Raw genomic sequence first — 23,058 nt, 5'->3', positions numbered from 1 at the left:
TTTACCGGCGCCGCGGCGGATGGGGGTCGGCTCGCCGTCAGCGCGGGCTCACCGAGACGATGCTCGTCATCGGCAGCGTGCGCTCGACATCGGCGGCGCGGTCGAGCCCGCGCAGGCGCCCGCCGCCGAGACCCGTCGCCTCGAGGGCGAAGACCCTCGTCGAACCGTCGGGCAGGCTCACCGTGACATCGATCGTCGCGCGGGCGCGCACGGCCTGTTCGAGTTCGCGCTCGAGCCAGGCGGCGTCCGCGTCCCCGGATTGCGCGCCGCGCAGAGCGGCGATGAGTTCCCGGTACTGTTCGCGCGGGGGCTGCTCGGACGCGGCCTGTCGCATCGACCGGCGCAAGACCCGCTCGAGGTGGTCGTTCTCGTCGACGGCGACCACGGGGTAGCGCGCATCCACGAGGGACCAGTACACGGCATCCCGCCCGGCGCGCGAGACCAGGGCGCCCTCATGCTTTACGAGACCGACGGGGCGCAGTGACTGATCAACGGCGATGGTCGCCAGCAGCTGCGGCGATGAGCTGCGCACCACTGTTCGGCCCGTGGCCGCATCCATGCCGACGCGGACCGCACCGTGGCGCGCGGCGGTCGCGTCGATGAGATACGCCAGCGGCTGGGGGATGCCGGTGAGCGAGATCTCAGCCAGGAAGGCGTGCACGGACTCCGCGCTCTCGCCGCCGCTCATCGCGGCCGTCAACGATTCGGCGGTGAAGCGATAGGTCGAGGCCTGCGCCCTGGTCTCACGCGTCGCCATCCGACGCAGTCGCTGCTCGAGTCGCGGCGCGAGCGGGCCGGGAGAGATCGCGGAAAGATCGGCCTGCAGGTAGATCTTGTCGACTTCCGGCGGCAGCGCCGCCGTCAGGGTGCGGGTGTCGACTTCTCCCGTGCTGGACAGCTGTGCCGTCCACGGCAGCAGCCCCTCGTCGGTGAGAACACCCCACAGCACCCCCCGGCGCACCAGTGCCGCAGCCTGCCCCGGCCATTCGGGGTCGAGTCGGTAGACGCCCGGCCACACCGGGGGCGGGAGGAAGCCGCCCTCGGCGGTACGCAGAGCCTCGGGGAGAGCGCGCACGTACGCCGAGGCGACCTCGCCCCACCGTTCGCTCGTGCCTTCGTCGAGCCACTCGGGTGCCGCATCCGTCGCCTGCCAACTGCGATCCTCGTCGCTGAGCAGCCCCGCGTAGGCTCCGAGCACGATGAGATCCTCGAGCTGTTCCGCCGAGGCGACCGCGCCGTCGTCGATGAGTCGACGGCGTTCGGTCGCGCTGATCGCGCCGGCACCCGTGCGCGACAGGGGAGCGGATGCGGCCGCGAGCAGGATGTCGGCGAGGGAGGCGACCTGCTCGAAAGCGCGCTCCGCGGCAGCCGCGACGCTCTGTGGATCCGCGGGGACGAGTGGCACCACCGCGGGTGAGGTGAACGCCTCGGACCCGGCACGTTCGGCCAGTCGCGACCGCACCGTCTGGAACGGGACGCCGTCGGCATCGAGCAGGGCGCGGGATGCGAGCGCTGAACGAAGGGGCGCAGCGACCGGCCCCGTCTGCGCCGAGGCCAGGGCGGCGAGTTCGGGTGCAGCCAGTCGCGTCAGGGCGCGATCGACGCTGGCGTCGCTGAGAAGCGTTGCCGCGACGTCGAAGAAATCCTGCGCGGGGGTCGACGGCGGGAGCTTCCGTGCGGCGAAGAGCTGGGCCAGCTCCTCGTCGCCGGACGCGGCAAGCAGCGACGCCAGCGCGCGTTCGTCCGAGGGGCCCGCCACCGTCACCTGGCTCGGTTCGCCCGAGCCCTTCTGATGAAGGCGCGGATGATGACGGTCAGCATGAGCACGAATGCCAGCGGGGGAGCGATGTAGACGATGGCGCTCACGGCAGGCCAGATGCCCGTGCCGTAGTCCTCGTGAGTGAGGCCCATCGCGGTGCTGATCATGATCGACAGGAACGACAGCACCGAGAGCGCGAGCAGTCCCAGCGCCATGAACGCGAGAATGCGGTCGAGGCGGCTGACCGGGAGGTCGGTGTCGGGCGTGGGCTTGCTCATCCGCATCAGCCTATCGCCTCGCCGGGGGTGCCGTAGGCTGGAACCAGGGGATCTTCCGATCCGCGTTCCGTCGCGCCCGCGAACGATTTCCGGGTGCAGAGCAGCAGCGAGGTGTCCATGCCCACCGGCAAGGTCAGGTTCTACGACGAGGAGAAGGGGTTCGGCTTCATCTCCTCGGATGACGGTCAGGACGTCTTTCTTCACGCCACGGCTCTCCCGCAGGGCACGACCTCGGTCAAGCCCGGTACGCGGCTGGAGTTCGGTGTGGCCGACGGCAAGCGGGGCCTGCAGGCGCTGTCGGTGAGGGTGCTGGATGCCCCCGTCAGCCTCGCGAAGCGTGCGCGCAAGCCCGCCGACGACATGGCGATCATCCTCGAAGACCTCGTGAAGCTGCTCGACGGGATCGGCGGCGACCTGCGTCGAGGGCGTTATCCGTCGTCGTCGCACTCCAAGAAAATCGCTGCGGTGCTGCGCAAGGTAGCCGATGACCTCGACGCCTGAGTCCGGCGCAGAGCCGGTCTCCGACGAGGCCGTCGATGCGGACCTCGTCGCGCAGGCTGACGAGGTCGTCGTGACGGAGATGGCGGCGGAAGAAGCCGCCATCGCCGAGGCCGACGAGGTCGAGCTCGAGGCCGAGGCTGAGTCCGAAGTCGAGCCTCGCGAGCCGGATGCCGAGCTTCTCGCCGCTCATGAGCTGGCGCTCTCCGCTCTCCGCGAGATCACCAAGCCGCATACCGTCGGGCCGGCGGCCGGGTACGCGCTCGAGCCCGACGGCGTCGTCTCACTCCGCTTCGAGAACCGCCTGGCCGGATACCCGGGCTGGTACTGGACGGTTTCGCTGGCGCGGGTCGAGGGAGCCGAGCCAACTGTCCTCGAGGTCGAGCTGCTCCCGGGTGACGGCGCTCTCCTTGCGCCCGAGTGGGTGCCGTGGGCGACGCGCCTGGCGGAGTACCACGCCCAGCAGGCCGCGGCGGCGGAGGCGGCCGCGGAAGCCGAAGGCGATGAGTACGACGCCGAGGACGACGACTCCGATGAGGATGCGGACGATCTCGACGAGTCGGAAGACGAGGAGGACGGCGGCGAGTCGATCCTGCACGCGGGCGACGTCGACGGCGTCGACATCGACGAGCTTGACGACGACTACGACGAGGACGAGTCCGACGAGGATGAAGACGAGTCCGATGAAGACGAGTCCGATGAAGACGAGTCCGATGAAGACGAGTCGGACGAGGACGACGAGTCCGACGATGAGGACGAGTCCGAGGACTGAGTCCGCCACGGGCGACGCCCACTGAGCATCCGTTCGCCGGGTGAGCATCACATCGAATGCTCACCCGGCGAACGTGTACTCGCCCGGCGGGGGCGCGGAGCCCCTCCGCTCAGAGGTGCTCGAGGGTGTAGTCGATGCTGCGCGTCAGCTGGCGCACATCGTCGGGATCGATCGAGGTGAACGTCGCCACCCGCAGCTGATTGCGTCCGAGCTTGCGGTACGGCTCCGTGTCGACGATGCCGTTCGCGCGCAGGCTCGCGGCCACGGCCGCCGCATCCACGCTCTCGTCGAAGTCGATCGTGACGACCACGGGGGAGCGGTCGGCGACATCGGCGACGAAGGGCGTTGCCACACTCGACGCCTCGGCCCAGTCGTAGAGCACCTGGGACGACTCGGCGGTGCGCGCCGCAGCCCAGCCCAGGCCGCCGCTAGCGTTGATCCAGCGCACCTGCTCGTCGAGCAGCACCAGCGTCGACAGCGCCGGGGTGTTGAGCGTCTGCTGGAGGCGGGAGTTGTCGAGCGCGTTCTTCAGGCTCAGGAACTCCGGGATATAGCGATCGGATGCGGCGATGCGCTCGATGCGCTCGATCGCCGCGGGCGAGACGGCGGCGAAGAACAGCCCCCCGTCGGAGCCGAGGTTCTTCTGCGGGGCGAAGTAGTAGACGTCGGTCTCCGCGACGTCGAAGTCGATGCCGCCCGCCGCGCTCGTCGCGTCGATCACCGTCAGTGCGCCGGCATCCCCGGCGACGCGGGCGATGCGGGTGGCGACGCCGGTCGAGGTCTCGTTGTGCGGCCAGGCGTACACGTCGACGCCCTCCACGGCCTCGGGCGCGGCGCTCGTGCCGGGCGCGGCCTTACGGACGTCGGGCGCCTGCAGCCACGGTGCCGCCGCGGCAGCGGCGAACTTGCCGCCGAACTCCCCGAACACCAGGTTCTGTGCGCGGTTCTCGATGAGACCGAACGCGGCCGCATCCCAGAAGGCGGTCGATCCGCCGTTGCCGACGACGATCTCGTAGCCCTCGGGCAGACGCAGCAGCGCCGCGAGGCCTTCCCGCACGCTCGCGACGAGGTTCTTGACGGGAGCCTGGCGGTGCGAAGTCCCCAGCAGCGACGAGCCGCGCTCAGCCAGAGCAGCGACCTGCTCCGGGCGGATCTTCGAGGGGCCGCATCCGAAGCGGCCGTCGGCGGGCAGGATCTCGCGAGGGAGCACGACGTGGGACATGGCTCGATTCTAGGGGCGTGCTCGCCGCCGACCGCCGTGACCATCGTCACGTTGGATAGGCTCTCTTCGGGCCCCTATGACTTCGAGGACATGTTCATGACCGACCTGATCGACACGACAGAGATGTATCTGCGCACCATCCTCGAGCTCGAGGAGGAGAACATCGTTCCGCTACGTGCACGCATCAGCGAACGCCTCGGTCACTCCGGCCCGACCGTTTCGCAGACCGTCGGTCGGATGGAGCGGGACGGTCTCGTCATCGTCTCCGACGACCGCTCGCTGGAGCTGACGGGCTCGGGTCGACAGAAGGCCGTTGACGTCATGCGCAAGCACCGCCTCGCCGAGCGTCTGCTCAGCGACGTGATCGGGCTCGACTGGGCGTACGTCCACGAAGAGGCCTGCCGCTGGGAGCACGTCATGAGCGAGCAGGTCGAGCGTCGGCTCGTCGAGCTGCTCGGACACCCCACCGAGTCGCCCTATGGAAACCCCATTCCGGGTCTGGACCAGTTGGGCGATCTGCCGAGCTCCACGTTCGAAGAGGGGGTCGTCGGTCTCGTCCGCAAGCTCGACGCCGAGGGCGGCCCCATCACCGGCACCGTGCGTCGCCTCGCCGAGCCCGCGCAGGTCGATCCCGAACTCCTGCAGCAGTTGCGGGCCGCCGGTGTCGTCCCCGGCGCCGCCGGATCGTTCCAGTACAACGAGGGCTACGTCCTCGTGCAGATGGACGGTTCGGAGGAGGGGCTGGAGCTTCCTGTCGAGGTCGCCGGCCACATCTTCCTCGTCGCCGACGCCCGCTGAGAGCTGTCCTCCACAGCCCGTCGGGGTATTGATCCGGCCCCCGCCGGCGTGACTTATTCGTTACCTTCGGGTAGCCTCGGACAGTCCGCAGGTGAGAAGCCCACCGATGGATCCCGCACGGATTGCCTCTCCGGCTCGTCGTCCGTGTGGTGCAACCCGCATATCGTGCCCCGACATCGAGTGCCGACGAGCCAGCGCCGTGAGCGCGGAGGCGCCGGAGGATGATTTGGCTGAACAGAACGACGATTCGTCGGCAGGCGCGCCCGAGGCCGCCGCGAATCCCGTGACCAGTCGCCGCAGCATGCGCGAACTGGCTCGTACCGCACAGGGTCAAGTGACCCGCACCAAGACCGCTGTCGCACGCGCCGCCCGCCCGGCCCGCACCGGCCGCAGCTTCCGCAAGCCCCTCCGCAGCGTCGTGATCCTGAGCATGGTCGGCGGTCTCGTCGCGACCGTCGCCCTTCCCGCCTACGCAGCCTTCAACGGCAATGCGGATGCAGCCACCATCGAGCAGGTGGCTGCCGAGAACCCGCAGTCGCTCGTCGTCGCTTCCACAGTCACCTCGGCAGATCTCGACCGCGGCAGCTACGCGGCGACCACGCCCGAAGAGGTCGAGAAGAAGAAGGCCGCCGAAGCCGCCGCCGCGCGTATTGCGGCCGCCGGTTCCGCCGCCTCCTTCTCCGCCGCCAACATCGACCTGAACATGGTCGCCCCCGGCAGCGGTGCCGTGCGCTGGCCTCTTGATATGTCGCAGATCCGCGTCGGCCGCGGATTCGGCGCCGACGGCTACCACCAGGGCGTCGACCTGCTCGGCGCGGCGGGCACCCCTGAGTTCGCCGCCGCCGCCGGAACCGTGCGCGTCGCGGGCTGGTACTACGGCTACGGCTACGCGGTCGTGCTCGACAGCGTGATCAACGGACAGAGCGTCACGACCCTGTACGGCCACATGACCCAGACCCTGGTGAACCCCGGCGACTACGTCGAGGCCGGCCAGATCATCGGCCTGATGGGAAGCACCGGCTCCTCCACCGCCAACCACCTCCACTTCGAGGTGCGCATCGGCGGCGGCCTGGTCGACCCCTACGCCTGGCTGCAGGCCAACGCGGGCTGACCCCGACACGATTCCGAGAGTTCACTAAGCACGCGTCCCGGGCGCGTCGCGGTGGGCTACCCTGAGGGCACGACGCTGAGAGAAGCGGAGGGCGCCGATGGGCAGTTCACCACGCATCCGAACCATGGATGCGCTCGGTCTGCTCGTCCTTCGGCATCACGTGACCGACACTCACGGGCTTCCCGTGTGTTCAAGGCGCTGTCCATGAGACAGCGCCTTTTTTCATGCCTCCGCACCCCCGATGCGTCCATCGAATCGAATATCCGCGAAGCCGTCCGGGCCATTCGAGAGGACAAGGAATGCGCACACTGGTGCTGAACGCCGGCTACGAGCCATTGGCCGTCGTCTCCTTCAAGCGAGCGCTCGTGCTCGTCATGAACGAGAAGGCGACCGTCGTCGAACGCGTCGAGGACGTGCCCATCTGGGGCACGACGCAGATCTATGACCGGCCTGCGGTCATCATCCTCACTCGCTATGTGCGCATACCGAACGTGCGCAACGTGCCGGTGACCCGCCGGGGAGTGCTGCGCCGCGACGGACACCGCTGCGCGTACTGCGGGAAGGCCGCATCCACCATCGACCACGTGCTGCCGCGTTCCCGCGGCGGGCGCGACACCTGGCAGAACCTGGTGGCGTGCTGCCTGCGCTGCAACAACGTCAAGGGGGATCGCACACCGCAGGAGATGTCGTGGGCGCTCCGGCTCGTGCCGGACGTGCCGCACGGCTCGGGCTGGAGCGTGCGCGGAACCGAGCGCGCCGATCCTCGGTGGGAGCCGTACCTGGCGCTCGCCGCCTGAGCTCTACCGCTCGAGCCGCTCGCTCCAGTGCTGCAGGATGCGGGCGAGCTGCTCCGCATCCGGTGCGTCCAGCATCTGGACCAGTCGGTGTTCGTTGGCGATGTGGGCGGTGAAGGCGTCGTCGATCAGCGCGCGTCCGGCATCCGTCAGGGAGACCAGGCGGCGCCTGCCGTCGGCGTCGGAGCCTGAGCGTGTGACGAGGCCGCGCTCAACGAGGCGGTCGACCCGCTTGGTGAGTCCGCCCGAGGTGACCATCGTGTGCTCCGCCAGCTCGCCGGCCGGCCTGCTGTAGGGCGCGCCCGCCCGCCGGAGCGAGGCGAGCAGGTCGAACTCCGACTCGGTGAGCCCGAAGCGGGCGTAGACCGCGGTGAGCTCGCGGGTGAGGGCCATGCCCACGCGGTGGATGCGGCCGATGACGCCCTGGGGGGACGGGTCGAGATCGGGACGCTCTCGTCGCCAGTCGTCTTGGATGCGGGTGACGCGATCCTCGGTTCCGCTCATGCGACCACAATATCTTCCATGGAAGGTAGTATTTCCTTCCATGGAAGATAAATGGCGACGTTGGGTCCTCATCACTGCGATCGCGCCGATCGCGTGGGGAAGCACCTACGTCGTGACCCGGCACCTGCTGCCGCCCGACGTGCCGCTATGGGGCGCTGTCATCCGGTGTCTGCCCGCGGGGCTGCTCGTGCTGCTGTTCGCCCGCCGCCTCCCGCGCGGCTCGTGGTGGTGGCGGTCCCTGCTGCTGGGAGTGCTGAACGTCGGTGGCTTCAGTGTGTTGATCTACATCGTCGGGCAGCGGCTTCCGTCGAGCCTGGCGGCGACCCTCATGTCCACGTCGGCGGCGTGCATCATGCTCTTCGCCTGGGCGCTGCTGGGGCAGCGTCCCCGCGTCGCCGCGGCGCTGGGGGCGGCCGTCGGGATCGTGGGTGTCGTGCTCATGCTCGGTGTCGGCGCGGGGTCGGTCGATCCATGGGGGATCGCCGCCTCGCTGGGGGCCATGGTCGCCTCCTCCTTCGGCTTCGTCCTCACCTCGCGCTGGGGGCAGGAGGTGCCGGCCCTCGCGATGACGTCATGGCAGCTCTTGGCGGGCTCCGTCGTTCTCGTGCCCGTCGCCCTGGTCGTCGAGGGGCCGCCCCCGCAGCTCGCGCCCGAGGGCCTCATCGGGTTCGCCTACGTCATGCTCATCGGCACGGCGGTGGCCTACGCGGCCTGGTTCGCCGGCCTGCAGCGACTGCCCGCCGCCGCGGTCGGTCTCGTCGGACTGCTGAATCCGGTCACCGGCGTCGTGCTGGGGGTCGTGCTCGCGGGGGAGCCGTTCGGTCCCGCGCAGGTTGTCGGGCTCGCCCTCGTGCTCGGCGGTGTGGTGTGGGGCGTGCTACCGCATCGTCGCCGCGCGTGGCGGCAGGAATCGGGCGCTGGTCGGCAGTCGGATGAGGCGCCGGTGCCGGTGCCGCGTGGTGGGATGAAGGCATGACGCGCGCGCTCGTGGTGATCGACATGCAGAAGGGGTTCGACGACCTGGAGTTCTGGGGGCCGACGGCGAATCCGCAGTGCGAGCAGAACGTCGCCGCGCTGTTGCGGTATGCCGAGATCGAGAGCATCCCGGTCGTCGTGGTCCGTCACGACTCGCGCAGCGAGACGTCCGTGCTGCATCCGTCCGCTGCGGGCAATGCGCTCGTCGATGTCGTCGACCGCGCCCCGGCCGCACTGCTGATCGCCAAGAGCGTGAACTCGGCGTTCTACGGCGACCCCGACCTGCACGCCTGGTTGCAGGAGCGGGGGATAGGGGAACTGCTGATCTGCGGTATCCAGACCAACATGTGCGTCGAGACGACGGCGCGCATGGCGGGCAATCTCGGGTACGACACCACCGTGGTGTGGGATGCGACGCGCACCTTCGATCTCGATACCGAGATCAGCGGTATGGGGCGCGTGACGCGCACGGCGGCGGAGATCATGGCCACCACGGCACTCGTCTTGCAGGAAGGCGGGTTCGCCCGCATCCGGACGACGGCCGAGATCGTCGCATCCGAGCGACATCTGCACGACCCATCGCTGAGGTGATGTCACAGGCGGCACGTAGGGTGCCGCCTACCCCACTCCTCGTGCACACGTCGCGGGTCGCCTCGCGATGAGGATGTCCGAACTCGTTCGTATCTTCGAATCTGACATTGAAGAACTAGAACATCCGTTCTAGCCTGTCGGAGTGAAGGTGATCGTGCGAGAAGACGCCGTGGGCGAGGTTCACCGCCTCCGCGCGCAGCTCGAGCGCGTTCAGGGCCGGCGGATGGATGCGGCCGTGCGGCCGGTGCATCCCGCGTTGGCGGAGCTCCTTCCGGGCGGAGGGCTTCGTGCGGGCTCCGCGTACACGGTCGCCCCCTCCACATCGCTGCTGCTCTCGTTGCTCGCACGCCCCTCGCGCGAGGGGGCGTGGTGTGCGGCCGTGGGGATGCCGGAGCTGGGTGCCGAGGCCGCGGCGGGGCTGGGGGTCGCGCTCGAGCGTCTCGTCCTCGTTCCCGAGCCCGGCCCGCGCTGGCTCGCCGTGGCCGCCACCCTCGCCGAGGTCATGCCGGTGGTCGCTGTGCGGCCTGCCGGAGCGGTGTCGGATGCCGAAGCCTCCCGCTTCATGGCGCGACTGCGTGATCGCGGAGCGAGCCTTCTGGTGCAGGGGGTCTGGCCGCAGGCGGAGGCCGCTCTGCAGATCGTCGATTCCCAGTGGGACGGCCTCGGCGACGGCTACGGCTACCTGTCGTCGCGCACGGTGACGATCGCCGTGCAGTCGCGCCGCTCGCCCGTGCCCCGGCGGGCGCGACTGATGCTCCCCGATCGCGACGGCGCCCTCACTCCCGTCGCCCCCGCCGCGCCCGTGCCCATGAGGGCGGTGGGCTAGATGCCCGTGCGCACTCTCGTGGTCTGGATCCCGGACTGGCCGGTGGTCGCCTTCGGACGCGAGAGCGGCGAGGAGGAGGAGGCGGTCGCCGTCGTCGAGAAGAACGTCGTGGTCGCCTGTTCCGGAGCGGCCCGCGCCGAGGGTGTGCGCCGTGGACAGCGTCGCCGCGACGCGCAGGGAGCCTGTCCTCGCCTGCGGATCGTGGCGATGGATGCGGCGCGAGACCACCGCGCCTTCGCGCCGCTCGTGGCGGCGATCGAACACCTCGCGCCGCACGTGCAGATCATCCGCTCGGGGCTGTGCGCGTTGAAGGCGCGGGGCCCTGCCCGGTATTACGGCGGCGAGGAGGAGGCCGCGCACGTGCTGCGTGCGGCGCTGCACGAGGCGGGGGTGAACGACGTCCGCATCGGTGTGGCCGACGGTCCCTTCACCGCCGAACAGGCTGCCCGCGCCGCGACGACCGCCGAGGCGCCGGTGCGGTGCGTGCCCCCGGGGCTCTCGGGCCCGTTTCTCGCGCCTCTGCCCGCCACGCTGCTGCACGATGCCGGGGCAGAGTCCTCGCTCGCCTCGCTGCTTGCGCGCCTGGGCATCCACACGTTGGGGGCGTTCGCCGAACTGCCGACCGACGGCATCCGCGATCGCCTCGGAGAGCAGGGAGTGCGGCTTCAGGCGCTCGCCGCGGGAGCGGACTCCCGCACGGTGACCCCCCGCGAGGTACCGCCCGAACTCGATCGCGAGGTCGTGTTCGAGCCGCCGGTCGAGCTCGCCGAGCAGGCTGCGTTCGGGATGCGGGTGGCGGCTGAGGAGTTCATCGCGCGTCTCGACGCGCTGCGGCTGGTGTGCACCGAGCTGCGAGTGGAGCTCGAGTCGGAGCGGGGAGAGCGCAGCGAACGGGTCTGGCTGCATCCGGGTACCTTCGACGCCGCGGCGGTCGTGGACCGGGTGCGCTGGCAGCTCGCCGAGCAGCAGGAACTGCGCAGTCCTGTGGCCCGCGTGCGCATCTCTCCCGAGGCCGTCGACGACCAGGCTCACCACGTGCCGGGGCTGTTCGGGCGGGGGGAGCGCGAGAAGGTGCACCACGCGCTCTCGCGAGTGCAGGCGATGCTCGGGCATCGGAGCGTTCTGACGCCGGTCATCGCCGGCGGGCGCTGGCTCGACGAGCGACAGGTGATGGTGCCCTGGGGTGACCGCGCGGTCGCCCCGCGCGATGCGTCGCTGCCCTGGCCCGGTTCGCTGCCGGCGCCGCTGCCGACCACGGTGTTCCCCGAGCCCCGTCCGGCGGAGGTACGTGATGCCGAAGGCACCCGCATCGTCGTCGACGAGCGCGGGGCGCTGTCGGGAACGCCCGCCGACATCGCCGTCGGGGGAGCCCGTCGCGGGGTGCTCTCGTGGGCGGGGCCGTGGACGGTCATCGAGCGGGAATGGGATGCGGCCCGCCGCCGGGTTGCGCACCGGTTCCAGATCGTCGACGCGGCCCAGGTCGCCTGGCTGCTCGTGCACGAGAACGGCCGCTGGAGCGTCGAGGCGAGGTACGACTGATGGGCTGGCACAACCCGCCCGTCCCGTGGTCGGAGCTCGAGCGTGCCCTCAGCGACGCGCGTCGACCCAGGCAGGTTCCCGCCGGGGCGGACGGCGGCGACAGTCCGGCGTGGTCGCACAAGCGCGGCCCCTATGTACCACCGGCGATCGAGCGCCCCGAGCAGGTCGTGCCCTACGCCGAGTTGCACGCCCACTCGTCGTACTCGTTCCTCGACGGGGCGTCGTCGCCGGAAGAGCTCGTCGAGCAGGCGGAGCGACTGGGGCTGCATGCGCTGGCCGTCACCGATCACGACGGCTTCTACGGCTCGGTGCGTTTCGCGGAGGCGGCGGAGCCCCGCCGGCTGCAGACGGTGTTCGGTGCCGAGCTGTCACTCGATCTGCCCGCGCCGCAGAAGGGGCGCCCCGATCCAGTCGGGCGCCACCTGCTGGTGCTCGCCCGGGGGCAGGAGGGATATCACCGTCTCGCCGGCGCACTCACCCGCGCCCAGCTGCGGGGAGCAGAGAAGGGGCGTCCGGTGTACGACGTGACCGAGCTCGCCGAGCAGGCCGGTGGCCCGAACGATCCGCACTGGGCGGTGTTCACCGGATGCCGCAAGGGCGCCGTGCGCCAAGCGCTCACCCTCGAGGGACCGGTGGGGGCGGTGCGTGAACTCGATCTGCTCGTCGACCTGTTCGGACGGGATGCGGTTCAGGTCGAGCTCATCGATCATGGCGATCCCCGCGACACCCAGAACAACGACGTGCTCGCAGCCCTCGCCGCCGAGCGTCGGCTGCCCGTCGTCGCGACCGGCAACGTGCACTACGCGGTGCCCGAGCGACGGCTCCTGGCGGCGGCGATCGCCGCCGTGCGGGCGAACCGCAGCATGGACGAGCTCGACGGGTGGCTGCCCGCTCACGGTGGTGCGTTCCTGCGCTCGGGCGCCGAGATGGCTGCTCGCTTCGCCCGCTATCCCGGCGCGGTCGCGCGCAGTGTGGAACTCGCCGATGAGCTGGCGTTCCCGCTCCGGAAGGCTTCGCCCGCGCTGCCCAAGCTCCCCGTCCCCGAGGGGCACACGCCCATGTCGTGGCTGCGCCAACTGGTGTGGGATGCGGTGCCGCGCAACTATCCGAACCTCACCGAGGATCAGCGCCGACGCATCGAGCGCGAGCTCGAGGTCATCGAGATGAAAGACTTCCCCGGCTACTTCCTCATCGTCTACGGCATCGTGCAGGAGGCTCGGGACCGCGGCATCCTCTGCCAGGGCCGTGGCTCGGCAGCGAACAGCGCCGTCTGCTATCTGCTCGACATCACTGCGGTCGACGCGATCGCCTACAACCTCCCCTTCGAGCGATTCCTGTCGAGCCTGCGCGACGAGGAGCCCGACATCGACGTCGACTTCGACTCCGACCGTCGCGAAGAGATCATCCAGTGGGTCTACCAGCAGTACGGACGTGAGCGCGCGGCGCAGGTGGCCAACGTCATCCAGTACCGCCCCAAGAACGCCGTGCGCGACATGGCGCGTGCGCTCGGGTTCTCACCCGGGCAGCAGGACGCCTGGTCGAAGCAGGTCGAGCGCTGGGGCGCGTCGCTCGAGAGCGCCCCCGACCACGACATCCCGGATCAGGTCGTGGCCTACGCGACCGAGTTGCTCAAGGCGCCGCGCCACCTCGGCATCCACTCCGGCGGCATGGTGCTCACCGAGCGACCGGTGGGCGAGGTCGTGCCGATCGAGCACGCCCGGATGCCGGGGCGCACCGTCATCCAGTGGGACAAGGACGACGCCGCCTGGATGGGGCTGGTGAAATTCGACCTGCTCGGGCTCGGAATGCTCTCCGCTCTCCAGTACTGCTTCGATCTGATCCGGGCGGCGACGGGCGAGACGTGGGAGCTGCGCTCCCTGCCGAAGGAGGAGGCGGCGGTCTACGACATGCTGTGCCGTGCCGATTCCATCGGCGTGTTCCAGGTCGAGTCGCGCGCGCAGATGGGGCTGCTGCCGCGCCTGCAGCCCCGGGCGTTCTACGACCTCGTGATCGAGATCGCCCTCGTCCGGCCCGGTCCCATCCAGGGCGGAGCGGTGCATCCGTTCGTGCGGCGCAAGCTCGGCCACGAAGAGGTGACGTACCCGCATCCCGACCTCATCCCGGTGCTCGAGCGCACCAAGGGGATCCCCGTCTTCCAGGAGCAGTTGATGCAGATGGCGATGGTGGTGGGCGATCTCTCCGGAGAGGACGCCGACCTCATGCGCCGGGCAATGGGCTCCAAACGCGGTCAGGAGCGGATCGACTCGCTGAAGGAGAAGCTCTACGCCGGCATGGCGCGCCACGGTCTGATCGGCGAGGACGCGGATGCGATCTACCGCAAGATCCAGGCGTTCGCGAACTTCGGGTTCGCCGAGTCGCACTCGCTCTCGTTCGGCCTCCTGGTCTACGCGAGCTCATGGATCAAACTGCACTACCCGGCGGCGTTTCTCGCGGGGCTGCTGCGGGCGCAACCCATGGGCTTCTACTCGCCCGCAACGCTGACCGCTGACGCGCGGCGCCACGGCGTCGAGGTGCGTCGACCGGATGTGCAGCTCTCGGGCGCCCAGGCCGGACTCGAACCCCTCGGAGTCGGCACCGAGCCGACGGGGATGGACGCCTGCCGCGGTCCGCAGCCGCCCGTGGGGCCGTTCGACGCAGCGGCTCCCGACGAGTCCGCTGCGCATCGCCGCGATGGCGCGTTCGCGGTGCGGCTGGGGCTCGCAGCGGTGACCGGCATCGGTGAGAAGGTCGCCGCACGCATCGTCGCTGCGCGCGACGCAACGGGGCCGTTTCGCGACATGCGCGATCTGGTGCGCCGGTGCGACCTCTCCGTGGCGCAGCTGGAGGCGCTGGCGACGGCCGGTGCCTTCGACTGTTTCGGGCTGACCCGCCGAGAGGCCATCTGGTCCGCCGGCACCGCCGCACAGGACAGGGCGGAGTTCCTCCCCGACACCGTCATGGCGGTGCAGCCGCCGTTGTTCCCCGACCCGTCGAGCTACGAGACGCTCGCGGCCGACCTCTGGGCGACGGGGATCTCCACCGACGATCACCCGCTGACCCACTACCGTTCCGCGTTGGATGCGCGAGGAGTGCTGACCTCGCGCGAGATGCGCACCCACGAGTCAGGGCGGCGCATCGAGGTGGCGGGGCTGGTGACCCACCGGCAGCGGCCGGCGACCGCATCCGGCATCACCTTCCTCAACCTCGAAGACGAGCACGGGCTGGTGAACGTGATCTGCTCGACCGGCGTATGGAACCGATACCGACGCATCGTGCGCGACTCGCCGGCGCTGATCGTGCGCGGGATGCTGGAGCGCTCGGTGGAGGGGGTCACCAACCTCGTGGCGGATGCGTTCGAGGATCTCCGCGTGGGGATCTCGCACCGTTCGCGCGACTTCCAATGACACGGCAAAGGCCCCCGGGTAAACCCGGGGGCCTTTGGGCGGGGTCTCAGCCCCGGACGCCGAGGGCGAAACGGACCGAGCCGTCGTCGCCGACCTCGGCATCGAGCACCCTGTCATCGAGGGCATCCGTCGCACCGGAGTCCACGAAGACGCGAGCACCCGACGTCTCGACCACCGCGTCCTGCGGCTCGGGGGCGGCAGCGAGCGCGAGCTCGAATCCGGTCTCGGTGCCGGTGTCGCGAATGCGCAGCCCGCCACCTTCCGCCGGGATCTGGGATGAGATCGTCTTGACCGCCGAAGCAGCGTTCTCCGTCAGAGTGAGCATGGTGCTCCCTTCCATCGATGTCTGCGGACCGGCCACGATTCCGAGAATCCCGAGCGGAATCAACCCCTGCACGCGGATCGGATCGAACTCACACGAGGTTCACCGGGAACTCTTCACGACGTCAGCTGCTGGTCGGTGTTCGAGTAGCTGATTGAATCCGCGGTCGCGCCGACGAGTCCGAGCGTGACCCGCAAGAGCGTCGGAGTGATCCCGTCGCGCGGCGGGGGTGTCTCGGCGCCGAGCGTGTACGACGTGCCGTCGGCACCGGTGGCGGTGAGGGAGTTCAGATACACCGACACGTTTCCCGAGAGCGTCATCGTGTCCGCCGTGGTGACCAGGGCCGGGCCCTCGGCATGCCCCACGGTCAAGGCGAAGCCGGTGATCGTGATGCTGTCCGCGCTGATCTTGACAGCGTGCGCCCGGGTGCCGTCGGCGAGGGGGACGGTCACGAGGGAGATGCCCTTGAGCCCGCTGATCGACAGGCCGTCCGAGCCGAGTTGTGCCGGCGGCTGGGTGAACACGGGCGCGCTCTCATCCGGCACCGCCTCGACGGGCGTCTCCGGCTCGGCGGGAGTCTGGGGGGTCGGCGACGCGTTCGGGATGGGGCTCTGTCCGCCGAGGTCAGGGAGACCGGGCAGACCGGGCTCCGACGATGCGCTCGGCGAGGGCGTGGGTGACGGCGAAGGGTCGTCGCACGACATGAACAGCGGAATGCACCAGGCCGCGGGCCGCTCCGCCGGAGCGGCGGCGGCGCCCGTGGTTGCGAGCAGCGCGCCCACCAGGGCGACGGGCAGCAGGCGGCGGATCATGCGGTCTCCCTCTCGCCGTCGGCTCGCACCCCCTGCTCCTCGCCCGATGCGAGCGCGGATGCGGCCTCACCGGACCGCGGCGCCCACGAGACGACCGTGATGCCGCCCACGCAGCCCAGCAGCATCCCGACGATGAACCCTCCGAGGTTGACGCCGACGATCGAGTACACCGCGAGGCCGAGAGTGATCACGCCGTAGAAGATGCGGTGTGCGGGCATGAAGATCGACAGGGCGCCGAGCAGGACGAGAGCCAGCGGCACGATGGTCGCCTGCAGGCCTTCGATACCGAGCTGGATGTGCAGCTTGCCGAAGTCGAGCTGGCTGGACAGGAACATCACCAGGCCCGCGACGATGACCAGCACACCGCCGACGAACGGGCGCTGCGTGCGCCAGGCGCGCCAGCGCGACGGCTTCTTCTCGGGCTCGTCCTCGGTCGCCTCACGCCCGGTGAGGGAGCGACGCGTGGCGTTCAGAAGCATGTCTTCGTTCCATCGGTCAGCTCCAGCTTCATCCCGGTCAGGGTGAAGGTCGACGCCTGTGTGCTCCACGAGTTCTGCTGGAGGTTCGCGATGCTTACCGTGTCGGCATCCTGCGCGAAGTCGCCGGCGGATCCCTTCGCTGCGGTGTTGACCGTCGACGCATCCACGCCGATACGGATGTTGCCGAAGGACGAGTCTCCGCGCAGGCCCGTCATTCCGATCTGCAGGTTCGTGGCACTCGCCGGGTTTCCGCCGCCGCCGGCCGTGATCAGCACGCCGACCTTGCCGAGCGGGGTGTCCGACACGACCGACTGGCACAGATCGGCCAGCGTCGCCGAGGCGATGTTGGCGATCGCGACCGAGTGCTGGTTGCCCGCGGTGTCCTGCGTGACGCCGGCGTACTGCGAGAACCCGGTGCCCTCCAGTTGCGAGGCGCTGATCTGGAACTCGCTGCCGGATACCGCGAACGAGACGGGGACAGCGCCCTGGGCGACGCCGCCGAACAGCAGACTGGATGCGGCCACGACCGGGATGGTGGCCAGGGCGACACGACCGGCGCGCGAGCGCATCATGTTGGGGAACTTCATCGATCCTCCGGGGGTGAGGGGACGGCGACGATGCCGTCGGTGAGTGAGCCTAGACCTCGTTGACGAACTGTCAATAGCGTGAGAGCGGGTATGAGAGGACTCTCACCCCGGGCGCAGCGCACCTCTCGCCTAGGCTCTGGCTATGGGGAGTGAGCGGCGCACCAGGCTGAGTCCGGAGCAGCGTCGCGCGCAGTTGGTCGCCCTCGGCGTCGCCTTCCTCGCGGACAGGCCGCTCGACGACCTGACCATCGAGGAACTGTCGGAGCGGGCAGAGGTCTCGCGCGCCCTGATCTTCCACTACTTCGGCTCGCGTCAGGGTCTGCATCAGGCGGTGGTCGCGCGTGCCGGTGACGCACTGCTCGAGGCGACCCATCCGCGTGAGGAGCTGGCAGCGGTGGAGCGGCTGCGCGACACCCTCCGCCGCATCGCGCTGTTCGTGCGTGAGAACCGTGGCACGTTCTTCTCGCTCGTGCGCGGCGTTGCCAGCGGAGACCCCGAGGTGCGCCTGGTCGTGGACCGCGCTCGGGATGCCAACGCCCAGCGCCTACGGGAGGTGTTCGCCGAACTGGGGGTCCCCGCCAGTCCGTTGCTCGACGTCGCCCTGCGGTCCTGGGTGGCGTTCGCCGAAGAGGTGCTGATCGAGCTGGCTGTCGATGACGACGTCGACATCGACGACATCGTGGGCTTCCTCGAGCGCAGCGTGCAGGGCGTCGTGTCCGCCGTGACGCTCTGACACACGTCGGGTGCCCGTTCGTCAATCGTCTTAGCCGGATCCGGCAGTCCGTTTTAGCGTGGAGCCATGGCCGGAAACGTTGCAGAACTCTTCGTCCGCACTCTTCGTCACGCGGGAATCACCCGCGTCTGGGGGTTGCCCGGCGACTCCCTGAACGCCTTCACCGATGCCCTGCGCAAGGACGGCGGCATCGAATGGCTGCACGCGCGGCACGAGGAGTCCGCGGCCTTCGCGGCGGGGGCCGAGGCGGAGATCACGGGGGAGCTCGCCGTCGTGGCCGGCAGCTGCGGTCCCGGCAACCTGCACTTCATCAACGGCCTCTTCGATGCGCACCGGTCGCGCGTGCCGCTGCTGGCGATCGCCTCCCACATCCCGTCCGCGGAGATCGGGAGTGGGTACTTCCAGGAGACGCACCCGCAGGAGCTCTTCCGCGAGTGCAGCCACTACGCCGAGCTGGTCTCCGACCCGGCGCAGCTGCCGTGGGTGCTCGAGACGGCGATGCGCACCGCGGTCGAGAAGCGCGGCGTGGCCGTCGTCGTCGTCCCGGGCGACGTCTTCTTCGCGGACGCGCCGCACCGTCGCCCGTCCGCTCCGATCCGCGCCACGCGGCCGGTCGTGGTGCCGTCCGCATCCGAGCTGGAAGAGGCTGCCGCCGTGCTGAACGCGGCGGGCAAGGTCACGATTCTCGCGGGGGCCGGGGTGGCGGGCTCCCACGACGAGGTGCTGGCGCTCGCCGGGCGTCTGCAGGCACCGATCGTGCACGCCTTCCGCGGCAAGGAGCACATCGAGTACGACAACCCCTACGACGTCGGGATGACGGGGCTGCTGGGCTTCTCGTCCGGCTACCGCGCCATGGAGAAGTGCGACGCGCTGCTGATGATCGGCACCGACTTCCCGTACCGGCAGTTCTTCCCCGAGAAGGCGAAGATCGTGCAGATCGACATCCGCGGCGAGCAGCTGGGACACCGCACGCCCATCGACGTCGGGCTCGTGGGAGACGCGGGCGCGACCGCATCCGCTCTGCTGCCGCTGATCGATGAGGGCCGCAAAGAGCACCACCTGAAGGAGTCGGTCGAGCACTATCACAAGACGCGGCGCGAGCTCGACGGGCTCGCCAACGACGACGGCAAGAAGCCGATCCACCCTCAGTACGTCGCGCGCCTGGTGGACGAACTGGCAGCGCCGGATGCGGTCTTCACGGCGGATGTGGGAACGCCCGTCATCTGGGCGGCGCGCTATCTGCACATGACCGAGCAGCGGCGCCTGCTGGGCTCGTTCACGCACGGCTCGATGGCCAACGCCCTGCCGCAGGCGCTCGGTGCTCAGGCCGTCGACCGTTCCCGCCAGGTGATCGCGCTCGCCGGCGACGGCGGGCTCGCGATGCTCATGGGGGATCTGCTGTCCATCCGTCAGAACGATCTGCCGGTGAAGATCGTCGTCTTCGACAACTCCGCTCTGGGCTTCGTTGAGGTCGAGATGAAGGCGGCCGGAATCGTCAATTACGGTACGGACCTGCACAACCCGGACTTCGCGGCGGTGGCCGAGGCCGTCGGGATCACCGGTATTCGCGTCGAGAGCGCAGCGGATCTCGAGCCCGCGCTGCGGCGTGCGCTGGCCGATCCGGGTCCGGTGCTCGTGAACGTCGTGGTCGCACGTGAGGAGCTGTCGATGCCGCCCTCGATCACCGCGGCACAGGCCAAGGGCTTCTCGCTGTGGGCGCTGCGCACCGTGCTCTCCGGTCGCGGTGACGAACTGCTGGATCTGGCCGACACGAACCTCTGGCGACGCCTGTTCGACTGACGCGGGTGACGACCGGCGTCATCCGGCCGTGGGCGGCACGACGTCCCAGTGCTCGCGGATGAGGCCGTCGTCGACGCGGAAGATGTCGGCGGCGGGGAACGCGTCGTTCGCGCCGGCGCCCACGGGCTGAGAGAAGATCCAGACGAGGCCGCCGTCCGAGACCGAGAGCACGGCCTGCTGCGGGGGGAAGGTCGTGCCAGCGAAGAAGGTCTTCAGCGCCGCGGTGCCGTTGGGTGCGACGCTGTTGTGCTGCAGGTAGTTGGGGTCGAACGCGCGGTCGAGGACGCTGACATCGTGGTCGCGGAAGAGCGTGTTGTACGCATCGACGACCAGCTTCTTGTTCGCCTCGTCCAGTTCCGGCGTCGGCGTGGACTCCTGGTCGCCCGGTTCGTACAGGTCGCTGAACATCGTGTTCGTGTTGCCGCTGGCGGGTGTGCCTTGGGGAATGGGCTGGGCGAACGACCACCGCTCGGTGATCTTCCCGTCGGTCACGCGGAACAGATCGACGGCGGCCTCGCCCGTCCGCTCGTCGTCGGGGTCTTCTGCGATCTGCCAGTGCACCGCCACGAGGTCGCCATCCGCGCCCTGGTGTTTGATCACTGCCTGGGCCCCCGGGACGCGGGCGTGGTCCGCGCGGAACTGGGCGAGCAGCCCGTCGGGCCCAGCGGTGAGCCCGGCGCCGTGCGCGACCGCATCCGGTGCCATGGCCGCCTGGGCCGCGGCGTCCGCATCCGGCGAGTCGGGGTTGGGGAAGGCCTCGGTGATGAGCTGGGTGACGAGCGTTTGGTTCGCCTGCTCGGCGGGGGACATGGTACTGCCGGCGTCGCCGGTGGTGGTGGCTGCGGTGCTGGCGTCACCGGCCGACGCTGGCATCGCCGCGCAACCGGTGAGGGCGATGCCTGCGGTGAGAAGGGCGATGCTGCCGATGAGCAGCGGGGCAGGGCGACGTCGGATGCTCATGCGTCCCACGCTCGCCGCGGATCTTCTGCGCGGTCGAAGGAAGGGCTGGAGGTCCGCTGGAGGAAGTGTGAGCGAGAGCTATGCGCGTGCCCTCATCCGGCGCACCGCGCCCGGTAGACTCGGGAAGCCAGCCTCTGTAGCTCAGTGGAAGAGCCACTCCGTCCTAAGGAGCGGGTCGGGGGTTCGAATCCCTCCAGGGGCACCACGACTTCGTGATCTCACCCGGCATCGCCTTGCACCGCGAGAGGACTTCTCCCGCGAGACTGCATCTGCGTCACGAGATCACGGGGTTTACTCGTGATCTCGTGAAGAGGATGCAGTCTCGCGGGCAGTTCGAGAGAGCTCGGCTTTACCAACTCTTGTAGAAGTACGGGCTGTCCGTCGGAGCGATACTCGATCCGGACTGCTGATCGATGAGGACGCATCCGGAGTTGTACGTCGCGGCGGACCAGTCGAACGACCTTCCCGCCGCGCCGAGTTCGATGTACTGACCTGTGAGCCCGTCGGGGACGGTATAGCTCCCGGAAGCGGACTGCGTCACCGAGTACGACTCGCCAAGCGTCACCCCTGCCGTGACCGACGCCTGTGCGATGACCGAACCGACGCTCACGCTGCCGGAGACGGAGACGTCGGAGTGGACTTCGCTGGTCTGTCCCGCCGAGATGGTCAGTGTGGCCCCTCCGTCGCCGTAAGCGCGGAATGTTCCCGGCACGTAGACGGTGCTCACGTTCGACACGGCGATGTCGGGACCGCTTCCCGAGCATTCGGATTTGGGTGATACGTCAGCGGCGTTCGCCGCGCCGACCCCCGCCCCGGTCATCGCGACCGCGAGGACCGCCGTTGCAGTCACCCTCGTCCATCGCTGACCTGTCATGTTCATTTCTCACCCTTCCTTTCGTGTGTAGTAGGCCGTGAGCCAGTACGTGCTTGCGTCCGGGACATCGATCCGCAGGGTCGTCGCGGTCGACGGGTCATCGAGCGGCACGGCTGCAATGGATGTGCCCGCTGTGCCGCATGTGGCGCCCACGGTGTTGGGGTGGGTCTGCTCCACAGTCACCGAGTAGCTGTCCGAGCCGGTACAGGTCAGGAGCACGACGACGTCGACCGGAGCGGCCAGTCCCGCGGCGGGCAGTGTCACGGTCTCGTCCTCTCTGCCTGAGAATTCACCCGCCGGGGCGGCGCTGGGGTACTGGGCCAGGATCATGTCTCCCTGCATGGCGAACCGTTCCTGATCCGAAGGCCCGTCCGAGGCACTCGTTGACGTCGTGGGGCCGGGGGTCTGCGTTGGGGGTGGAGAGGGCGATGCGCATGCCGTGAGCATCGCCACGAGCCAGACGGCTCCGACTGCGTTCAGCTTCCGACGACTCTTCATGTCACACTCCCGCCTTGTCTTGCCGGCCACGACCGTCGGCCACGTTCGTGCACAACGAGCACAGAGGCAAGGGGCGGCAACTCTGCGGCAGTTCTCAGACATCGCGGGATCCGCGCCTTATCCGGGGTTTTCGTTCGATTGCGCATCTTCTGGCTGCCGGGAGGCATTGCGCCGGACGCCGTGGAGCGGCTATCGGGCGCCTGGGCAGCACGGATCCGCGCACAGTTCCCTCGCGAGATCGCGCGGGGCGGTCTACGGTGTGGGGATGGATCTGCGCATCCGGAGGGCTGTCGACGTCGATCTCACTCCGGTCGCCGAGCTGCGGTGGTCATCGATCGTCGATGAGAAGAACGCGGTGCCGGCGACGGAACGCGGTGCTTTCGTCGCGGCGTTCGTCGAGTGGGCGCGCGCCGCGCGGCACGAGTGTTACGTCGCGGAGGTTGAGGGCGACATCCGCGGAGCGGCGTGGGTGGTGTTCACCGAGCGGGTGCCGAGTCCTCGAGCTCTGACGCGCGTCACTGCCGACCTGCAGGGTGTGTACGTCGATCCGGACTACCGAGAGCGGGGGGTAGGGCAGCGTTTGATCACGCACGTGGTCGACGAGGCGACCGCTCGCGGAGCAGAGCGGGTCGTCGTCCACAGCAGCGACCTCGCGGTTCCGTTGTACGAGCGCGCGGGCTTCACGTCGTCCCGCACCCTGCTGCACCTCTGACGCACAGCCCCGTCTCGGGCCGAGTCTGTCGCGCCGCACCACGGCACCTGCGTGTCTCCATCGTGCACGCCCGGGGTCGATCCGGCGTGCACGACTGAGACACGAAGCAGGGGTTGCCTCCTGCGTGTCTCCATCGTGCACGTGTTGCGGCGTGGCGGCGTGCACAAGTGAGACACAGATATCGGCATGCCCGTGCAAACCGGTACTGGT

The 23,058-nt window shown here is 69.5% G+C and carries 24 protein-coding genes and 1 tRNA gene; 14 read left to right on the top strand and 11 right to left on the bottom strand.

Annotated elements, in window-relative coordinates; all coding sequences use genetic code 11:
* Positions 1-37: 37 nt before the first annotated feature.
* Both ACYVJS_RS02800 and ACYVJS_RS02795 read right to left on the bottom strand, forming a co-directional pair.
* The gene (locus ACYVJS_RS02800; protein WP_460737578.1) at positions 38-1,759 is read right to left on the bottom strand and encodes a helicase-associated domain-containing protein; all 1,722 of its coding nucleotides are present in this window, start codon (positions 1,757-1,759) and stop codon (positions 38-40) included.
* Between the two features lie 2 nt (positions 1,760-1,761).
* On the bottom strand, positions 1,762-2,037 hold the full coding sequence (locus ACYVJS_RS02795; RefSeq protein WP_460737576.1) for a multidrug ABC transporter ATPase: 276 nt from the start codon (positions 2,035-2,037) through the stop codon (positions 1,762-1,764).
* Between the two features lie 117 nt (positions 2,038-2,154).
* Here ACYVJS_RS02795 and ACYVJS_RS02790 point away from each other — a divergent pair, with 117 nt between their 5' ends.
* Positions 2,155-2,538: a cold-shock protein gene (locus ACYVJS_RS02790; protein WP_137419171.1), complete on the top strand. Its 384-nt coding sequence runs from the start codon at positions 2,155-2,157 to the stop codon at positions 2,536-2,538.
* On the top strand, positions 2,522-3,307 hold the full coding sequence (locus ACYVJS_RS02785) for a DUF3027 domain-containing protein (RefSeq protein WP_460737574.1): 786 nt from the start codon (positions 2,522-2,524) through the stop codon (positions 3,305-3,307). The genes ACYVJS_RS02790 and ACYVJS_RS02785 overlap by 17 nt, the downstream gene beginning before the upstream one ends.
* Positions 3,308-3,416: 109 nt before the next feature.
* Here the strand turns inward: ACYVJS_RS02785 and serC are convergent, their stop codons facing one another.
* Positions 3,417-4,529, bottom strand: coding sequence for a phosphoserine transaminase (gene serC, locus ACYVJS_RS02780; protein ID WP_460737572.1), 1,113 nt, complete (start codon positions 4,527-4,529; stop codon positions 3,417-3,419).
* A 96-nt stretch (positions 4,530-4,625) separates the two neighbouring features.
* Here serC and ACYVJS_RS02775 point away from each other — a divergent pair, with 96 nt between their 5' ends.
* From ACYVJS_RS02775 to ACYVJS_RS02765, 3 genes are all read left to right on the top strand, one after another.
* Positions 4,626-5,327 carry a metal-dependent transcriptional regulator gene (locus ACYVJS_RS02775; RefSeq protein ID WP_460737570.1) on the top strand — a complete coding sequence of 234 codons (702 nt, stop codon included), beginning with the start codon at positions 4,626-4,628 and terminating at the stop codon, positions 5,325-5,327.
* 226 nt (positions 5,328-5,553) lie between these two features.
* Positions 5,554-6,438 (top strand): M23 family metallopeptidase, encoded by an 885-nt coding sequence (locus ACYVJS_RS02770; RefSeq protein WP_460737568.1) that lies wholly within the window; start codon positions 5,554-5,556, stop codon positions 6,436-6,438.
* A 299-nt stretch (positions 6,439-6,737) separates the two neighbouring features.
* Complete coding sequence (locus tag ACYVJS_RS02765) at positions 6,738-7,235, top strand: HNH endonuclease (RefSeq protein ID WP_460737566.1); 498 nt, start codon at positions 6,738-6,740, stop codon at positions 7,233-7,235.
* A 3-nt stretch (positions 7,236-7,238) separates the two neighbouring features.
* Here the strand turns inward: ACYVJS_RS02765 and ACYVJS_RS02760 are convergent, their stop codons facing one another.
* Positions 7,239-7,736 carry a MarR family winged helix-turn-helix transcriptional regulator gene (locus tag ACYVJS_RS02760; RefSeq protein WP_460737564.1) on the bottom strand — a complete coding sequence of 166 codons (498 nt, stop codon included), beginning with the start codon at positions 7,734-7,736 and terminating at the stop codon, positions 7,239-7,241.
* Positions 7,737-7,776: 40 nt separating this feature from the next.
* Here ACYVJS_RS02760 and ACYVJS_RS02755 point away from each other — a divergent pair, with 40 nt between their 5' ends.
* From ACYVJS_RS02755 to ACYVJS_RS02735, 5 genes are all read left to right on the top strand, one after another.
* Positions 7,777-8,712, top strand: coding sequence for a DMT family transporter (locus ACYVJS_RS02755; RefSeq protein WP_460737562.1), 936 nt, complete (start codon positions 7,777-7,779; stop codon positions 8,710-8,712).
* The gene (locus tag ACYVJS_RS02750) at positions 8,709-9,302 is read left to right on the top strand and encodes a cysteine hydrolase family protein (RefSeq protein ID WP_460737560.1); all 594 of its coding nucleotides are present in this window, start codon (positions 8,709-8,711) and stop codon (positions 9,300-9,302) included. The genes ACYVJS_RS02755 and ACYVJS_RS02750 overlap by 4 nt, the downstream gene beginning before the upstream one ends.
* A 142-nt stretch (positions 9,303-9,444) precedes the next feature.
* The gene (locus ACYVJS_RS02745) at positions 9,445-10,128 is read left to right on the top strand and encodes a hypothetical protein (protein WP_344227145.1); all 684 of its coding nucleotides are present in this window, start codon (positions 9,445-9,447) and stop codon (positions 10,126-10,128) included.
* Positions 10,129-11,667, top strand: coding sequence for a DNA polymerase Y family protein (locus tag ACYVJS_RS02740; RefSeq protein WP_460737558.1), 1,539 nt, complete (start codon positions 10,129-10,131; stop codon positions 11,665-11,667). It begins immediately after the preceding gene.
* On the top strand, positions 11,667-15,071 hold the full coding sequence (locus ACYVJS_RS02735; RefSeq protein WP_460737556.1) for an error-prone DNA polymerase: 3,405 nt from the start codon (positions 11,667-11,669) through the stop codon (positions 15,069-15,071). The genes ACYVJS_RS02740 and ACYVJS_RS02735 overlap by 1 nt, the downstream gene beginning before the upstream one ends.
* A gap of 46 nt (positions 15,072-15,117) precedes the next feature.
* On the opposite strand, the gene ACYVJS_RS02730 is transcribed toward ACYVJS_RS02735, so the two are convergent.
* From ACYVJS_RS02730 to ACYVJS_RS02715, 4 genes are all read right to left on the bottom strand, one after another.
* On the bottom strand, positions 15,118-15,396 hold the full coding sequence (locus tag ACYVJS_RS02730; protein ID WP_137417641.1) for a Fe-S cluster assembly protein HesB: 279 nt from the start codon (positions 15,394-15,396) through the stop codon (positions 15,118-15,120).
* 113 nt (positions 15,397-15,509) lie between these two features.
* Positions 15,510-16,205 carry a hypothetical protein gene (locus tag ACYVJS_RS02725; RefSeq protein WP_460737553.1) on the bottom strand — a complete coding sequence of 232 codons (696 nt, stop codon included), beginning with the start codon at positions 16,203-16,205 and terminating at the stop codon, positions 15,510-15,512.
* The gene (locus ACYVJS_RS02720) at positions 16,202-16,684 is read right to left on the bottom strand and encodes a DUF6114 domain-containing protein (RefSeq protein WP_460737551.1); all 483 of its coding nucleotides are present in this window, start codon (positions 16,682-16,684) and stop codon (positions 16,202-16,204) included. The genes ACYVJS_RS02725 and ACYVJS_RS02720 overlap by 4 nt, the downstream gene beginning before the upstream one ends.
* Positions 16,675-17,271 carry a DUF6230 family protein gene (locus ACYVJS_RS02715; protein WP_460737549.1) on the bottom strand — a complete coding sequence of 199 codons (597 nt, stop codon included), beginning with the start codon at positions 17,269-17,271 and terminating at the stop codon, positions 16,675-16,677. Before ACYVJS_RS02715 ends, ACYVJS_RS02720 begins: the two co-directional genes overlap by 10 nt.
* A 142-nt stretch (positions 17,272-17,413) precedes the next feature.
* On the opposite strand from ACYVJS_RS02715, the gene ACYVJS_RS02710 reads away from it, so the two are divergent.
* Both ACYVJS_RS02710 and poxB read left to right on the top strand, forming a co-directional pair.
* On the top strand, positions 17,414-18,004 hold the full coding sequence (locus ACYVJS_RS02710) for a TetR/AcrR family transcriptional regulator (protein WP_460737547.1): 591 nt from the start codon (positions 17,414-17,416) through the stop codon (positions 18,002-18,004).
* Between the two features lie 66 nt (positions 18,005-18,070).
* Entirely contained in the window at positions 18,071-19,804 is a 1,734-nt protein-coding gene (gene poxB, locus ACYVJS_RS02705) for a ubiquinone-dependent pyruvate dehydrogenase (RefSeq protein WP_460737546.1), read from the top strand.
* A gap of 18 nt (positions 19,805-19,822) precedes the next feature.
* Here the strand turns inward: poxB and ACYVJS_RS02700 are convergent, their stop codons facing one another.
* Positions 19,823-20,764: a nuclear transport factor 2 family protein gene (locus ACYVJS_RS02700; protein WP_460737544.1), complete on the bottom strand. Its 942-nt coding sequence runs from the start codon at positions 20,762-20,764 to the stop codon at positions 19,823-19,825.
* A 130-nt stretch (positions 20,765-20,894) separates the two neighbouring features.
* Here ACYVJS_RS02700 and ACYVJS_RS02695 point away from each other — a divergent pair.
* A tRNA-Arg gene (locus ACYVJS_RS02695) sits at positions 20,895-20,969 on the top strand.
* Positions 20,970-21,113: 144 nt separating this feature from the next.
* On the opposite strand, the gene ACYVJS_RS02690 is transcribed toward ACYVJS_RS02695, so the two are convergent.
* Both ACYVJS_RS02690 and ACYVJS_RS02685 read right to left on the bottom strand, forming a co-directional pair.
* Complete coding sequence (locus ACYVJS_RS02690) at positions 21,114-21,614, bottom strand: hypothetical protein (RefSeq protein WP_460737542.1); 501 nt, start codon at positions 21,612-21,614, stop codon at positions 21,114-21,116.
* A 33-nt stretch (positions 21,615-21,647) separates the two neighbouring features.
* Positions 21,648-21,902, bottom strand: a complete 255-nt coding sequence (locus ACYVJS_RS02685) for a hypothetical protein (protein WP_460737540.1) — start codon at positions 21,900-21,902, stop codon at positions 21,648-21,650.
* Positions 21,903-22,401: 499 nt separating this feature from the next.
* Between ACYVJS_RS02685 and ACYVJS_RS02680 the strand changes: the two genes are divergently transcribed.
* A complete protein-coding gene (locus ACYVJS_RS02680; protein WP_460737538.1) occupies positions 22,402-22,848 on the top strand; it encodes a GNAT family N-acetyltransferase in 447 nt (148 codons plus the stop codon).
* The last annotated feature ends 210 nt before the right edge of the window (positions 22,849-23,058 follow it).

The organism is Microbacterium neimengense (assembly GCF_054782995.1).
Note: the sequence above shows the minus strand (reverse complement) of the source record. Positions and strands in the feature narration are given on the sequence as shown.